Consider the following 13,983-nt stretch of genomic DNA (forward strand, 5'->3'; position numbering starts at 1 on the left):
GATCTAAATATAAAACTACCCCTTGGAGGATGACATGATTGTAGGCGTTCCAAAAGAGATCAAGAATCACGAATACCGGGTAGGCTTGACACCGCCGAGCGTGCGCGAATTAAGCTCGCGCGGGCATCAGGTACTGGTTCAGAAAAATGCGGGCGCTGAGATCGGCTTATCCGATGAGCAGTATGTCGCCGCTGGTGCGAGCATTGTCGACGACGCGAAAGAGATTTTCGCGCGCGCCGACATGATCGTCAAAGTCAAGGAACCGCAGCCGGTCGAATGCGCGATGCTGCGCGACGGCCAGATCCTGTACACCTATCTGCACCTGGCGCCGGATCCGGAGCAGACGGCGGCGCTGGTGAAATCGGGCGCCATTTGCATCGCGTACGAAACCATCACCGGCGCCGGCGGCGGTTTGCCGCTGCTCGCTCCCATGAGCGAAGTGGCGGGGCGCATGGCGATCCAGGCCGGCGCCGCGCATCTGGAAAAATCCAAGGGCGGCATGGGATTGCTGCTCGGCGGCGTACCTGGCGTGGCGGCCGGCCATGTGGTGATTATCGGGGCGGGCGTGGTTGGTACCAATGCGCTGCAAATGGCGGTCGGTACCGGCGCGCGGGTGACGGTGCTCGACAAGAGCATCGACCGCCTGCGCCAGCTCGACCTGGTATTCGGCAACCGCATTTCGACCCAGTATTCGAATGCCCAGTCGATCGAGGAAGCGGTGCTGTCGGCCGACCTGGTCATCGGCGGCGTGCTGGTGCCGGGCGCGGCGGCGCCCAAGCTGGTCACGCGCGCGATGATTTCGAAGATGAAGGCGGGCGCGGTGGTGGTCGATGTGGCGATCGACCAGGGCGGCTGTTTTGAAACCTCGCATGCGACCACGCACGCCGATCCAACCTATATCGTCGACGGCGTGGTGCATTACTGCGTGGCGAACATGCCGGGCGCGGTGGCGCGCACGTCAACCTTTGCCTTGAATAACGCGACCATCGGCCATGCGGTGGCCCTGGCGGAAAAGGGCTGGAAAAAAGCCCTGGCCGACGACGTGCATCTGAAAAACGGCCTGAATGTCTGCAAAGGCAAGGTCACTTACGCGGCGATTGCCCAGGCGCTCGGCTACGACTACACCCCGGCCGACTCCCTGCTGGCTTGAGGCGGGCGGCTTTTCAGGTCGGCGCAGAAACGCGTGACGATATGAAAAGCATAACGGGAGGCGACTGATTTCACGAAACGCATGAAATCGGTCGCCGCCTCTTCATTCGCGTTATCCGAAATCGTCCGGATCACCGCAAACGGAATGCCCAGCTCGAAACATACCTGGGCCACTGCCGCTCCTTCCATTTCCACCGCCAGCAAGCCTGGCAGCGCCCCGTTCAACTGCGCCAGGTGCGCGCGTTTGCTGATGAACTGATCGCCGCTGGCAATCAGGCCGCGGTGCACCCGTGGCCGCTCCAGGCCGAATTCGGCGCGTTCCACCTCGTCGATCACCGTCTCGAAGTCCTTGTCGAGGAAATCCAGTGCCGCGCTGGCAACGCGCTGGCTCATGTGCAAATCCGACTGGAAATGCGACAAACCGGTCAGCGGCACCTCGAAACGCGGAAACAGCGGGCTGGCATCCATGTCGTACTGGACCAGCGATTCGGCCACCACGATGTCGCCCACCTTCACGCCGGCATCCCCGGCGCCGGCAACGCCAGTGAAGAGGATGTGGGTAACTCCGTACTTTTCCACAAGCGTGGTCGCGGTCATGGCGGCGGCAACCTTCCCAATCCGCGACAGGACGCATACAGCGTCGATGCCAGCGAATTGTCCTGATGCGTAGTTGCGCATGCCATGGATGAGCGTGGCGGGGCCTTGCATGGCTTCCACGAGCCCTTCCTGTTCTTCGTGCAAGGCGCTAATGATGCCTAAACGTATGTATTTGCCTGAATTCATGCTTTGCAGAACCTTTTTGGTGAACGTGCATGTGGGTAAGTCGCGAGTTTTCCACAAGGATAAACCGTTCTACGTGCACTGCAAGCTTCGGAAGGCGCGCAGAAGGCCGCCAGCGTCGATTTCTGCAGACAGTCCCGGCTTGCGGTCCAAGGGCGCTGCAATGGCCTTGGCGGTGCCTTCAGGAGCTTCTGGATGAATCGGCGGTTCTGCGTTTTTGCCAGGCTCAGGCTGTCAACGCTTGTTTTTGAGGTTTTTGAGGCTGTTGAAGGAGTCTGCTGTGGATGACTTCGAGGTTATGCACCGCTTTGCCAGGGTTTAGGGTTTTATATAAGTAGTATGTATACAAATTTAGTAGTGATAGTAAACGGCGGTTTTTGTGTGGATAAGTTCGATTTTATCAACAGGATCAGTCGCTTACGTCTCGAAAAAGTCGCTGGAAAAGACCTGTATCTTCGAAGGATGACTGTTGGACAAAAATTTGCCTGTGAACAAAGTCGATGGTTTTGCACATCTCATCCTGTGGATATCCATCGACTTGTCCACAAGTGCTGCCAGGAAGCTCAACCGTTCGCGGCTTTTTTTTCGTCTTCAGAAAAGTGGTTCGCACGCTTTTGTGGCCGATTCTTTTTTTTTGGAAACTTTCAATTTTTGTCCAGCAAAGAAATTTTTTTGATTTGGGGGGTCTTTTTTTTTGACTTTCGTTTTTCAAAGGTCTTGATGGTTTACCTAAAAAGGTTAAATATAGATTTAGTAGTAGTTGTTAACAGGTGCACATTTCTGTGGATAATGGCAAAATTCTGCGCGAAATCAGGAGCTTGCACGAGGTATAAGTCGGTGATCAGCTCTGTATCCGGCTGGTACCAATTTGGGACAAATTTTGGTTTGTGCATAAAGTCGCGTTTATCCACAAACGGTGCCTGTGGATATCCATAGAGTTATCCACAGGTCATTTGGAACGTTTTCAGGAGGTGGTATGGAGTTGCACGCGTTGTTCAAGTTTCCAATTCTGCAAGGTCCGATGGCTGGGGGCGCAAGCCGGGCCGAATTGGTGGCCGCGGTATCGAATTCGGGCGGCTTGGGTTGCCTGGCGGGATCGTTGTTATCGCCTGCGGCGCTGCGCGACGAGGTGGGCCGGCTGCGCGCAATGACCGATCAGCCATTTTTGCTCAATTTGTTTGTTCTTCAGACTCCCACACCCAGCGCGGACGAGATCAACGCCGCCGCTGAGCTGCTGCGCCCGGTCTGGGAAAGCCTTGGTTGGGACAAATTACCCGTGCCGGCCCAGTGGTGCCACGATTTCAACGCCCAGTTCGACGCCTTGATCGACCTGCGTCCGGCTGCGGCCAGTTTTACGTTCGGCATATTGACGCCGTCCCAGGTCGAGCGTTTGCACGATGCCGGCATGTACGTCATGGGCACGGTCACCACCGTGGAGGAAGCATTGGCCTGGGAAAACGTGGGCGCCGATGCCGTCATCGCTTCCGGGATCGAGTCGGGCGGCCATCGCGGCACCTTTCTTGGCCCGCAGGAAGACGCCACCCTGGGTGGAAAAGCACTCTGGCCGCAGGTTGCCGAGGCCGTCAAGATTCCAATGATCGCCGCTGGCGGCATCATGACCGGGGTCGATATCGCCGAAGCACTGGCGCTGGGTGCGCAGGCGGTTCAGATGGGCAGCGCGTTCCTTGTGACCGACGAATCCGGCATCCACCCCGCCTACAAACAGCGGCTGGTCGAGGCGCGCGACACGCCCACCCGCCTGACCCGCGCTTTCAGCGGCCGCTACGCGCGTGGCCTGGAAAACACCTTCATGCGCAAGATGGAAAGTGTTGAAAAGCAAGTTCCAGCGTATCCTGTCCAAAATGCACTGACCACAGGCATACGCGCAGCCGCAGCCGAACGCGGCGATACCGAACTGATGTCGCTCTGGGCGGGTGCTGAAATCCGCCGGGCGCGGCCGATGCCGGTAGCGAAATTGATGCAAATGCTGGTGGCCGAGATGCGTACAAACTAAAAAACGAGACGAGGAGCAGCATTTGGAATCGGCAGGAGAATACGACTACATCATCGTCGGCGGCGGCACCGCCGGCTGCGTACTGGCCAACCGCCTGACCCGGCGCCGCGACACCACCGTGCTGCTGATCGAAGCGGGCGGGCGCGACGACTATGTCTGGATCCACATTCCGGTCGGTTATCTGCACTGCATCGGCAACCCGCGCACCGACTGGATGTACAAGACCGAACCGGATGCCGGCCTGAATGGCCGCTCGCTGATTTATCCGCGCGGCAAAGTCCTTGGCGGCAGCTCCTCGATCAACGGCATGATCTACATGCGCGGCCAGTCCCAGGATTACGAGCGCTGGGCCGAACTGACCGGCGACGCCGGCTGGGGCTGGGATAAGGTATTGCCGCTTTTTAAAAAGAGCGAGGATTATCACGGCGGGGCCAGCGAACTGCATGGCAGCGGCGGCGAATGGCGGGTCGAAAAGCAGCGTTTGTCGTGGCAATTGCTGGACGCCTTTCGCGATGCCGCCGAACAAACCGGGATCCGCAAGACCGAGGATTTCAATGGCGGCGACAATGACGGTTGCAACTATTTCGACGTCAACCAGAAGCGCGGCATCCGCTGGAATACGGCCAAGGCCTTCCTCAAGCCCGCCGCCAAGCGCGACAACCTGACCATCATGACTGGCTGCCACGTGGAACGTTTGATCATCGACGACACGGAGCAGGGCAAGGTGTGCCGTGGGGTCGAATTTACCGGTGGTGGCACGGCCTTCACGGCGACCGCCATGCGCGAGACCGTGCTGACCGCCGGCGCGGTCGCTTCGCCGCAGATTTTGCAACTGTCCGGCGTCGGGCCGGCGGCGCTGCTGCGCGATGCCGGCATTGCGGTCCAGGTCGATGCGCCCGGGGTTGGGGATAACTTGCAGGATCATTTGCAGCTGCGCATGATCTATAAAGTCAGCAATGCACGCACCCTCAACACCACGGCCGCGAGCTGGTTCGGCAAGATGAAGATCGGCATGGAATACGCGATGTTCCAGAGCGGGCCGATGTCGATGGCGCCGTCGCAACTGGGTGCGTTTGCCCGCTCCGATCCGGGCCAGCTTACGCCGAACCTGCAATATCACGTCCAGCCATTGTCGCTGGAAAAATTCGGCGATCCCCTGCACCCGTTTCCCGCGTTCACGGCGAGCGTGTGCAACTTGCGGCCGACATCGCGCGGGCATGTGCGGATTGCCTCAAGCGATTCCTACGCCGCGCCGAAAATTACGCCGAATTACCTGAGTACGGAGCAAGACCGCAAAACCGCGGCGGCTGCGCTGACGCTGACCCGCAAGATCGTGGCCGCGCCGGCCATGGCGCGCTATGCGCCGGAGGAATTCAAGCCGGGCATGGCGTTTCGCACGGAAGAAGAATTGGCCGAGGCGGCCGGGCAGATCGGCACCACGATTTTCCACCCGGTCGGCACCTGCAAGATGGGCAGGGCAGGCGATCCCATGGCCGTGGTCGACAGTCAATTGCGCGTGAACGGCGTGCAAAAACTGCGCGTGGTTGACGCCTCCGTCATGCCGCTGATCACGTCCGGCAATACCAACAGCCCCACCATCATGATCGCCGAACGCGCGGCCGAACTGATTGCCCAAGCGGGCAAATAAGCGATTCGGATAGACCCCGGATTTGCCGCAAAGTTGCACTTCCATGTCGCTTGCCTGATAGGCATCAGCGCTTGCAGCATGGTAGTTATACTGTATTGTGACCAAAAACCATTGTGTGTATTATCGAATAAAAAAGGTTTCAAAGCAGTATCAAAATAAACCGGAGACACAATGACAGACGTCATATTGGAAACAAAGAACCTGACCAAAGAGTTCAAGGGTTTTACTGCGGTCAATGATGTTAACCTCACCGTCCAGCGTGGCCACATCCACGCGCTGATCGGTCCCAACGGCGCCGGCAAGACCACCTGCTTCAATCTGCTGACCAAATTCCTGGTGCCCACCTCGGGCCAGATCCTGTTCAACGGTAAAGATATCACCGCCGCCCATCCGGCCCAGATCGCGCGCATGGGCATTATCCGTTCGTTCCAGATTTCCGCTGTGTTTCCGCACCTGACCGTGCTGCAGAACGTGCGCATCGGTTTGCAGCGCGAACTGGGCACGTCCTTCCATTTCTGGCGCAGCGAACGCTCGCTCTCGCTCCTCGACGACCGCGCCATGGCGTTGCTGGCCGAAGTCGACCTGACCGAATTCGCCGATACCGTGACGGTCGACATGCCCTACGGACGCAAGCGTGCGCTCGAAATCGCCACCACCCTGGCGATGAAGCCCGAGCTGATGCTGCTCGACGAGCCGACCCAGGGCATGGGCCACGAAGATGTGCACCGCGTTACCGAGCTGATCAAAAAGGTGTCGGCCGGCCGCACGATCCTGATGGTGGAACACAATATGAACGTGGTGTCCGGCATCTGCGACAAGATCACCGTGCTGCAAAGGGGAGCGCTGCTGGCCGAAGGCAGTTATGCCGAGGTGTCGACCAATCCGCAGGTGATGGAAGCCTATATGGGCACGACCAGCGCCGAACTCGAAGGAGCGCACTGATGACCGCGGCGCTCGAAATATCGAACCTGCAAGCCTGGTACGGCGAATCGCACATCCTCCACAACGTCAATTTGCGGGTCGAGAAGGGCGAAGTCGTCACCCTGCTGGGCCGCAACGGCGCCGGGCGCACCACTACCCTGCGCGCGATCATGGGCTTGACCGGGGCGCGCACCGGGTCGATCAAGGTCAACGGCATCGAAGCGATCGGCCTGCCGACGCACAAGATCGCCCACCTGGGCATCGGCTATTGCCCGGAAGAGCGGGGGATTTTTTCCTCGCTGTCGACCGAGGAAAACCTGATGCTGCCGCCGCAGCTGGCTGGCAGCGAGCCCGGCATGTCGGTGGCCGAGATCTACGAGATGTTCCCGAATTTGCTGGAACGCAAAAACAGCCAGGGCACGCGTTTGTCCGGCGGCGAGCAGCAGATGCTGGCGGTGGCGCGCATCCTGCGCACCGGCGCGCGCCTGTTGCTGCTCGATGAAATATCCGAAGGCCTGGCGCCGGTGATCGTGCAAGGCCTCGCGCGCATGATTACCACGCTCAAGGCCAAGGGCTACACCATCGTCATGGTGGAACAGAATTTCCGCTTCGCCGCACCGCTGGCGGACCGGTTTTACGTGGTGGAGCATGGTCAGATCGTGGAGACCTTTGCTTCGTCGGAACTGAGCGCCAAGATGCCGGTCCTGACCGAGCTGCTGGGCGTATAGCAGGATAGCGACAGCCCAACAGCCAGACCCATACCTATATCCTCAATGGAGACAATATGAAACGTAACATCATTGCTTTAGCAGCCAGCGCAGCCTGCCTCGGCTTGGTCCTTCCGGCACAGGCGCAAGTATCGAACGACACCATCAAGATCGGCATGCTCACCGACGTGTCCGGCGTGTACGCCGACGTCGATGGCGCCGGTGGTGCGGAAGCGGTCAAGATGGCGATTGCCGACCTGGGCGGCAACATCAACGGCAAGAAGATCGAATTCGTCTTCGCCGACCACCAGAACAAGGCCGATATCGCCGCCAGCAAGGCGCGCGAATGGTTCGACCAGCAGGGTGTCGACATGCTGATCGGCGGCACCAATTCAGGCGCCAACCTGGCCATGGCCAAGATCGCGTCCGAAAAGAAAAAGGTCTTCATCTCGATCGGCGCCGGCTCCGCCCGCCTGACCAATGAAGAGTGCTCGCCCTTCACCGTGCACTACGCTTACGACACGGTGGCCTTGGCACGTGGAACAGGTGGCGCGATTGTGAAGCAGGGCGGCAAGTCCTGGTATTTCCTGACGGCCGATTATGCCTTCGGCCAGTCGCTGGAGAAAGATACGACGGACGTGATCAAGGCGGCCGGCGGCACGGTGGCGGGCACCTCCAAGCATCCGCTGTCGGCGTCGGATTTCTCGTCCTTCCTGCTCAAGGCGCAGGGGTCGAAAGCGCAGATTCTGGGTCTGGCCAATGCCGGCGGCGACATGATCAATGCGGTCAAGGCAGCCAACGAGTTTGGTGTTGGCAAGTCGATGAAGCTGGCCGGTTTGCTGGTGTTCATCAATGATATCCACACCCTGGGATTGAACCTGACCCAGGGCATGTACCTGACCGATGGCTGGTACTGGGATCAGAGTCCGGAAAGCCGGGCCTGGTCGAAGCGCTACTTTGCCAAGATGAAGAAGTTCCCATCGATGCTGCAAGCCGCCGATTACTCGGCCGCGACCAACTACCTGAACGCGGTCAAGGCGATCGGGACCGACGACAGCGAGAAGGTCATGGCGCAGTTGAAGAAGACCAAGATCAACGACATGTTCACCAAGGGCGGCGAGATTCGTGCGGATGGCCGCATGGTGCACGATATGTACCTCATGGAAGTGAAGAAGCAGGCGGAGTCGAAGTATCCGTGGGATTACTACAAGGTCGTCGCGACCATTCCTGGCGCGCAGGCGTACACGACCAAGGCGGAAACGAAGTGCGCGTTGTGGAAGTAAGTTAGGTCGCTTTTGACAATCCACCGGCGCTCTCCGTAGCCCGTCGTTTTGCGCCTCCTCCGTCGTTCCCGCCGAGTGCCGCCTTGGCGCGGGAACGACGGATCTCACCGGCCCGCCCGGTCCCATTTTATGAACTGAGATGCCATGGAAATATTCGGCGTTCCCCTGCAAGCCATGGTCAGCCAGCTCTTGCTCGGCCTGGTCAACGGCTCTTTCTACGCCATGCTCTCGCTTGGCCTGGCCGTCATCTTCGGCTTGCTTAATGTCATCAACTTCTCCCACGGCGCCCTCTACATGATGGGCGCCTTCGCGGCCTACATCGGCGTCACCACCTTCGGCCTGAGCTACTGGGCGATGCTGGCGCTGGCGCCCCTGCTGGTCGGCGTGTTCGGCATCATCGTCGAAAAGACCATGCTGCGCTGGCTCTACAAGCTTGACCACCTGTACGGTCTGCTGCTCACCTTCGGCATCACCTTGCTGCTCGAAGGCGTGTTCCGCTCCTTCTTCGGCAACTCCGGCCAGTCGGTCGACGTCCCCGCGCTGCTGCAGGGCCGGACCGACCTGGGCTTCATGGAATTGCCGAACTACCGCCTGTGGGTGGTGTTCGCCTCGCTCACGGTCTGCCTGCTGACCTGGTTCGTCATCGAAAAAACCAAGCTCGGCGCCTATCTGCGGGCCGGGACCGAGAACCCGAAACTGGTCGAAGCCTTCGGCATCAACGTGCCGCTGATGGTCACCCTGACCTATGGCTTCGGCGTCGCCCTGGCCGGTTTCGCCGGCGTGCTGGCCGCGCCCATCATCAACGTCACGCCACTGATGGGCTCGAACCTCATCATCGTCGTGTTCGCGGTGGTGGTGATCGGCGGCATGGGATCGATCATGGGTTCCATCATCACCGGCCTCGGCCTGGGCGTGATCGAGGGCCTGACCCGCGTCTTCTATCCGGAAGGCTCGGAAGTGGTGGTGTTCGTGGTCATGGTCGTGGTCTTGCTGCTCCGCCCCGCCGGCCTGTTCGGCAAAGAAAAGTAACCGAGAACTGGAGCCATTGATGAACAAGAACATCGCTTACGGCATCGCCTTGCTGGTCGCACTGGCGGCGCCCTTTATCGGTTATCCCGTGTTCCTGATGAAGTTGCTGTGCTTCGGGCTGTTCGCCTGCGCCTTCAACTTGCTGATCGGTTACACGGGCCTGCTGTCCTTCGGCCATGCCGCTTTCTTCGGCTCGGCCGGCTATGTGACCGGCCATGCGCTGACCGTGCTCGGCTTGCCGACCGAAGTTGGCATCCTGCTCGGTGTGGCCGCCAGCGCGCTGGTCGGGCTGGTGATGGGAGCACTGGCGATCCGCCGCCAGGGGATTTACTTTTCCATGATCACCCTGGCGCTGGCGCAGATGGTGTATTTCGCCGCCCTGCGCGCCCCGTTCACGCACGGGGAAGATGGCTTGCAGGGAGTTCCACGTGGAAAGCTGTTCGGCGTGATCGACCTGGGCAACGACCTGACCCTGTACTTCGTCGTGCTGGCCATCGCGGTGGCGGGCTTTGCCTTGATCGTGCGCACGGTGCATTCGCCGTTCGGCCAGGTGCTCAAGGCGATCAAGGAAAACGAGCCACGCGCCATTTCGCTCGGCTACGACGTCGACAGGTACAAGCTGGTCGCGTTTGTCCTGTCTGCATCGCTGGCAGGCCTGGCGGGCGCCACCAAGACGCTGGTGCTGGGCTTCGAGACGCTGACCGACGTGCACTGGGCCATGTCGGGCCTGGTGATCCTGATGACGCTGGTGGGCGGCATGGGAACGCTGTCGGGACCGATCCTCGGCGCCTTCATCATCATCACCCTGGAAAACAAGCTGGGCGATATGGGCAACTTCCTGGCAACGCATACCGGCGTCGAGTGGTTCAACACCCTGGGCGAATCGGTGGGCATGGTCACCGGATTGATCTTCATTGCCTGTGTCTTGCTGTTCCGGCGCGGCATTGTGGGCGAAATCGGTGCGGCGCTGGCGTCAGTCGGAGCAAAGAAAAAATCCGTATGATTGCTTGAGATGCAGGGACACGAAGCCGGGTCGCATGACCCGGCTTTTTTTATGGGCAAGGCACGCAGCATCGATGGAACAGACAGTGACCGTCAATGGAATTGCCATGCATGTCGTCACCGAAGGGGAGGGGCGGCCCGTGCTCCTGCTGCGTGGCTTCCCGGATACGCATCGAGGATGGCGTCGGCAAATCGATGCGCTCGCTGGCGCTGCTTACCGCAGCATCGTGCCGGACCTGCGCGGCTTGGGGAAAACCGCAGCGCCCGCCAGGAAACACGCCTACGCAATCGCGGCCACCAGCAAAACCCGCTCGATCTCCAGCCCATCGAAACCGGCGCCTGCTTCGCACGCTGGCAAATTGCCCAAATTGCTTCACGTGAAACAATTTCCACAATGTGATTGCATAGCGAACTATCTTGGGCTACAGTGGAGTCATGTTTGATCACTGCCTCTATTTCAACACCACTGCCCTGGCGCGCGTTCTCGAGCGCGAGTGGACCCGCGCGTTCAAGCCGTTCGGACTGACGCCTTCGCAGGCCTTCATGCTGCGCGCGGTGCTGGCCCGTCCCGGCTTGCTGCAAAGCGAGCTGGCCAGGGAATTGGTGATCAGCCGCCCGACCGCAACCCGTTCGCTCGATGGCTTGCAGAAGTTGCAGCTGATCGGCCGTCGCGCCACGGGCGGGGATGGGCGCGAATGCGCGGTCTTTCCGGAGCCTGCCGCGCGCGCCATGCACGACGAACTCAACGCCGCCAGCGGTGCCGTTACCGCCAGGTTGAAACAGCTGCTGGAACCCGAACAGTTTGCCGCCATTGTCGGCGCGCTCAAGCAGGCGCGCTCCGCCGTCGCCTGATTTTTTTACCTAAGTAGTTGCATAGCTAATTAAAAGGAAGTGATATGCCGATCCTGAACGTGAAAGTCAGCGCAGTGAAAACCCCCGAACTGATCCGGCAGATTGCCGATCTGCTGCTCGACAAGACCACCCGCATCCTGAGGAAGAAGCGCGAGCTTACCTCCATCGCCATCGATTTTGTCGATCCCGACAGCTGGATCGTGGCCGGGCTGTCTTTGCGCGAGCAACGCAAACACAGCGTCTACGTCGACATCAAGGTCACCGACGAAACCAATACCAAGGATGAAAAGGCGCTCTATATCGCCCAGGTGTTCGCCGGCTTCGCCGCCTTGCTCGGCCCCCTGCACGACGAGAGCTACATCTACGTCGACGATGTGCGCGCCACGGCCTACGGGTATGGCGGCAAGACGCAGGAATGCCGCTACCAGCATCCGGACGCGTAAAGCGGGCCGGCTCGCTCAGTACGCGGCGCTGTAGATGGCGTGGATATCGTCGCGGGTGAGCTCGCGCGGGTTGTTGCCGAGCAGGCGGGTTTGCAGCATCGCGTCATCGGCCAGCCGGTCGATGTCGCCTGCCCCAACGCCGACCTGGCGCAGCATGGTCTGGATGCCGGTCTTGGCCGCGATGCTTTCCATGGCGCCGATCAGCGCATGGGCGCGCGCCTCCTCGCTGCCGCTCAGGCTTGGAACGATGATGCCGGCCAGCTCGGCGTAATGCGCGCTGGCGTGCGAGAGGTTAAAGCGCAGCACATGCGGCAGCACGAGCGAGTTGGACAGGCCATGTGGCACGTGAAATATGCCGCCGATGGGATAGGCGAGGGCGTGCACCGCCGCCACCGGCGCGTTGGAAAATGCCTGGCCGGCGAAACAGGCGCCGAGCAGCATGGCCTGGCGCGCCTCAAGATCGCTGCCGTGTTGGCACGCGCGCAGCAGGTTGCGCGACAGTAGCGACAGCGCCTCGCGCGCCAGGTTATCCGACAGCGGGTTCTTCTTGTGCTTGCTGGTGTATGCCTCGATGGCATGCACCATCGCATCGATACCGGTCGCGGCCGTCACCATGGGCGGCAGGCCGAGCGTCAGTTGCGCATCCAGGATCGCCAGGTCCGCATACAGCTGGGGCGCCACCACGCCCATCTTGGTGGTCGCGCCGGTGGTGACAATGGCGATGTTGGTCACCTCCGATCCGGTGCCGGCCGTGGTCGGAACCTGCACCAGCGGCAGGCGCGTGCCGCGCACATTGCCGATGCCATAGATCTGGCTGAGCGGCTGGTCGCTGCCGGCCAGCACGGCGATCAGCTTGGCTACATCCATCGAGCTGCCACCACCGAGGCCGATGACGAGGTCGGCCCCATGCTGGCGCGCCACGTCCACCGCTTGCAGCACCACCGGTTCCGGCGGGTCGGCCACCACGTCCGACCAGACCTGCACGGCAAGGCCAGCCTGTTCCAGCGAGCGGCGCGGCGCGTCCACCAGCCCGGTGGCAAGGAAGCCGGGGTCGGTGACGATCAGGGCGCGGCGGGCGGCAGGGAAGTGGCTGGCGACCATCGACCCCAGCCGGCTGGCTGCGCCGGGGGCCGATACCAGGTGGGGAACGGTACTGAAACTGAACTCGGCGGACTGGGTCATTGTGCACCTGCAAAGTCGGTGGGGGATCCCAAAAGCTTACACCATCTTCTTCACCGTCAGGAAAATGGCCGTCGGAAACGCGGGAGGGATTTCTTACGTACAATATCTGACTCTGTTGTTGAGTCCACTTCCCAAGGAAAACATGATCGATTTTGCGTTACTCGGATGCGCGGCATTTCTTGCCGGCCTGGTCGATGCGGTGGTGGGCGGAGGTGGATTGATCCAGGTGCCGGTGCTGTTCTCGGTGTTTCCACGTGAAATCCCGGCGACCTTGCTGGGCACGAGCAAGTTCGCGGGCATCTTCGGCACTGGCGCAGCGGCGGTCAATTACGCACGCAAGGTGAGGGTGGCATGGAGCGCTGCGGCACCGGCGGCGGTGTCGGCCTTGCTGCTGTCGTTTGCCGGCGCGTACACCGTGACCAAAGTGCCGGCCGATTTCGTGCGCACCCTGCTGCCGTTCGTGCTGGTCGCGGTGGCGGTCTACACTTTCCGCAAGAAGGATTTCGGCAGCGTCCACGCGCCGTTGCACAGCGGATCGACCGAGCGCTGGGTGGCGCTGGGCATCGGTGCCGCGATTGGTTTCTACGACGGCTTCTTCGGCCCCGGTACCGGCAGCTTCCTGCTGTTTCTGTACGTGCGCTTTTTCGGCTTCGATTTCCTCAGCGCGTCTGCCGCCGCCAAAGTGGTCAACGTGGCGTGCAATCTGTCTGCGCTGATGTGGTTCGGCTACAGCGGACATATCCTTTGGCAGCTGGGCCTGCTGATGGCGGTGTGCCAGGTGGCAGGATCGCTGGTCGGCACCAGGCTGGCGATCAAGCACGGCAGCGCGTTCGTGCGCAAGCTGTTCCTGGTGGTGGTCAGCTTGCTGATCGTGAAGACGAGTTACGACGCGATCGTCAAGTGGTGATGTTCCACGTGGAACAGCGCGCCTGATCCGGGCGAGGTTCCACGTGAAACCTTCCGTACATCGTCA

Annotated in this window: 14 protein-coding genes; 12 read left to right on the top strand and 2 right to left on the bottom strand. The window is 60.7% G+C overall.

Annotated features, from left to right (window positions below; all coding sequences use genetic code 11):
• Positions 1 to 34: 34 nt before the first annotated feature.
• Complete coding sequence (gene ald / locus F2P44_RS26580; protein ID WP_167091210.1) at positions 35 to 1,150, top strand: alanine dehydrogenase; 1,116 nt, start codon at positions 35 to 37, stop codon at positions 1,148 to 1,150.
• On the opposite strand, the gene F2P44_RS26585 is transcribed toward ald, so the two are convergent.
• Entirely contained in the window at positions 1,120 to 1,932 is an 813-nt protein-coding gene (locus F2P44_RS26585) for a 5'-methylthioadenosine/adenosylhomocysteine nucleosidase (protein ID WP_167091213.1), read from the bottom strand. The two genes, ald and F2P44_RS26585, sit on opposite strands and share 31 nt — an antisense overlap.
• 973 nt (positions 1,933 to 2,905) lie before the next feature.
• On the opposite strand from F2P44_RS26585, the gene F2P44_RS26590 reads away from it, so the two are divergent.
• From F2P44_RS26590 to F2P44_RS26635, 10 genes are all read left to right on the top strand, one after another.
• Entirely contained in the window at positions 2,906 to 3,943 is a 1,038-nt protein-coding gene (locus F2P44_RS26590; RefSeq protein ID WP_167091215.1) for an NAD(P)H-dependent flavin oxidoreductase, read from the top strand.
• A gap of 22 nt (positions 3,944 to 3,965) precedes the next feature.
• Positions 3,966 to 5,591, top strand: coding sequence for a GMC family oxidoreductase (locus F2P44_RS26595; protein ID WP_167091217.1), 1,626 nt, complete (start codon positions 3,966 to 3,968; stop codon positions 5,589 to 5,591).
• Between the two features lie 171 nt (positions 5,592 to 5,762).
• Positions 5,763 to 6,533 (top strand): ABC transporter ATP-binding protein, encoded by a 771-nt coding sequence (locus F2P44_RS26600; protein ID WP_167091219.1) that lies wholly within the window; start codon positions 5,763 to 5,765, stop codon positions 6,531 to 6,533.
• On the top strand, positions 6,533 to 7,240 hold the full coding sequence (locus tag F2P44_RS26605) for an ABC transporter ATP-binding protein (protein ID WP_167091221.1): 708 nt from the start codon (positions 6,533 to 6,535) through the stop codon (positions 7,238 to 7,240). The genes F2P44_RS26600 and F2P44_RS26605 overlap by 1 nt, the downstream gene beginning before the upstream one ends.
• A gap of 56 nt (positions 7,241 to 7,296) precedes the next feature.
• A complete protein-coding gene (locus tag F2P44_RS26610; protein WP_167091223.1) occupies positions 7,297 to 8,502 on the top strand; it encodes an ABC transporter substrate-binding protein in 1,206 nt (401 codons plus the stop codon).
• Positions 8,503 to 8,646: 144 nt separating this feature from the next.
• The gene (locus tag F2P44_RS26615; RefSeq protein ID WP_167091224.1) at positions 8,647 to 9,531 is read left to right on the top strand and encodes a branched-chain amino acid ABC transporter permease; all 885 of its coding nucleotides are present in this window, start codon (positions 8,647 to 8,649) and stop codon (positions 9,529 to 9,531) included.
• Positions 9,532 to 9,550: 19 nt separating this feature from the next.
• Entirely contained in the window at positions 9,551 to 10,534 is a 984-nt protein-coding gene (locus F2P44_RS26620; RefSeq protein ID WP_167091226.1) for a branched-chain amino acid ABC transporter permease, read from the top strand.
• A gap of 73 nt (positions 10,535 to 10,607) precedes the next feature.
• Positions 10,608 to 10,976, top strand: a complete 369-nt coding sequence (locus F2P44_RS34950; RefSeq protein ID WP_187363438.1) for an alpha/beta fold hydrolase — start codon at positions 10,608 to 10,610, stop codon at positions 10,974 to 10,976.
• Positions 10,969 to 11,385, top strand: coding sequence for a MarR family winged helix-turn-helix transcriptional regulator (locus F2P44_RS26630; RefSeq protein ID WP_167091228.1), 417 nt, complete (start codon positions 10,969 to 10,971; stop codon positions 11,383 to 11,385). Before F2P44_RS34950 ends, F2P44_RS26630 begins: the two co-directional genes overlap by 8 nt.
• Before the next feature lie 44 nt (positions 11,386 to 11,429).
• Positions 11,430 to 11,828 carry a tautomerase family protein gene (locus tag F2P44_RS26635; protein WP_167091230.1) on the top strand — a complete coding sequence of 133 codons (399 nt, stop codon included), beginning with the start codon at positions 11,430 to 11,432 and terminating at the stop codon, positions 11,826 to 11,828.
• Positions 11,829 to 11,843: 15 nt separating this feature from the next.
• Here the strand turns inward: F2P44_RS26635 and F2P44_RS26640 are convergent, their stop codons facing one another.
• Positions 11,844 to 13,010 (bottom strand): iron-containing alcohol dehydrogenase, encoded by a 1,167-nt coding sequence (locus F2P44_RS26640; protein ID WP_167091232.1) that lies wholly within the window; start codon positions 13,008 to 13,010, stop codon positions 11,844 to 11,846.
• A gap of 142 nt (positions 13,011 to 13,152) precedes the next feature.
• On the opposite strand from F2P44_RS26640, the gene F2P44_RS26645 reads away from it, so the two are divergent.
• Entirely contained in the window at positions 13,153 to 13,917 is a 765-nt protein-coding gene (locus F2P44_RS26645; protein WP_167091234.1) for a sulfite exporter TauE/SafE family protein, read from the top strand.
• The last annotated feature ends 66 nt before the right edge of the window (positions 13,918 to 13,983 follow it).

Origin of the sequence: Massilia frigida (assembly GCF_011682175.1) — a bacterium.
Taxonomy (GTDB): Bacteria; Pseudomonadota; Gammaproteobacteria; order Burkholderiales; family Burkholderiaceae_D; genus Telluria_A; species Telluria_A frigida.

Excerpts from the sequence above, each read along its gene's own strand:
- ald (WP_167091210.1), top strand. The coding sequence starts at position 35 with ATGATTGTAGGCGTTCCAAAAGAGATCAAGAATCACGAATACCGGGTA.
- F2P44_RS26585 (WP_167091213.1), bottom strand. The coding sequence starts at position 1,932 with ATGAATTCAGGCAAATACATACGTTTAGGCATCATTAGCGCCTTGCAC.
- F2P44_RS26590 (WP_167091215.1), top strand. The coding sequence starts at position 2,906 with ATGGAGTTGCACGCGTTGTTCAAGTTTCCAATTCTGCAAGGTCCGATG.
- F2P44_RS26600 (WP_167091219.1), top strand. The coding sequence starts at position 5,763 with ATGACAGACGTCATATTGGAAACAAAGAACCTGACCAAAGAGTTCAAG.
- F2P44_RS26605 (WP_167091221.1), top strand. The coding sequence starts at position 6,533 with ATGACCGCGGCGCTCGAAATATCGAACCTGCAAGCCTGGTACGGCGAA.
- F2P44_RS26610 (WP_167091223.1), top strand. The coding sequence starts at position 7,297 with ATGAAACGTAACATCATTGCTTTAGCAGCCAGCGCAGCCTGCCTCGGC.
- F2P44_RS26615 (WP_167091224.1), top strand. The coding sequence starts at position 8,647 with ATGGAAATATTCGGCGTTCCCCTGCAAGCCATGGTCAGCCAGCTCTTG.
- F2P44_RS26620 (WP_167091226.1), top strand. The coding sequence starts at position 9,551 with ATGAACAAGAACATCGCTTACGGCATCGCCTTGCTGGTCGCACTGGCG.
- F2P44_RS34950 (WP_187363438.1), top strand. The coding sequence starts at position 10,608 with ATGGAACAGACAGTGACCGTCAATGGAATTGCCATGCATGTCGTCACC.
- F2P44_RS26630 (WP_167091228.1), top strand. The coding sequence starts at position 10,969 with ATGTTTGATCACTGCCTCTATTTCAACACCACTGCCCTGGCGCGCGTT.
- F2P44_RS26635 (WP_167091230.1), top strand. The coding sequence starts at position 11,430 with ATGCCGATCCTGAACGTGAAAGTCAGCGCAGTGAAAACCCCCGAACTG.
- F2P44_RS26640 (WP_167091232.1), bottom strand. The coding sequence starts at position 13,010 with ATGACCCAGTCCGCCGAGTTCAGTTTCAGTACCGTTCCCCACCTGGTA.
- F2P44_RS26645 (WP_167091234.1), top strand. The coding sequence starts at position 13,153 with ATGATCGATTTTGCGTTACTCGGATGCGCGGCATTTCTTGCCGGCCTG.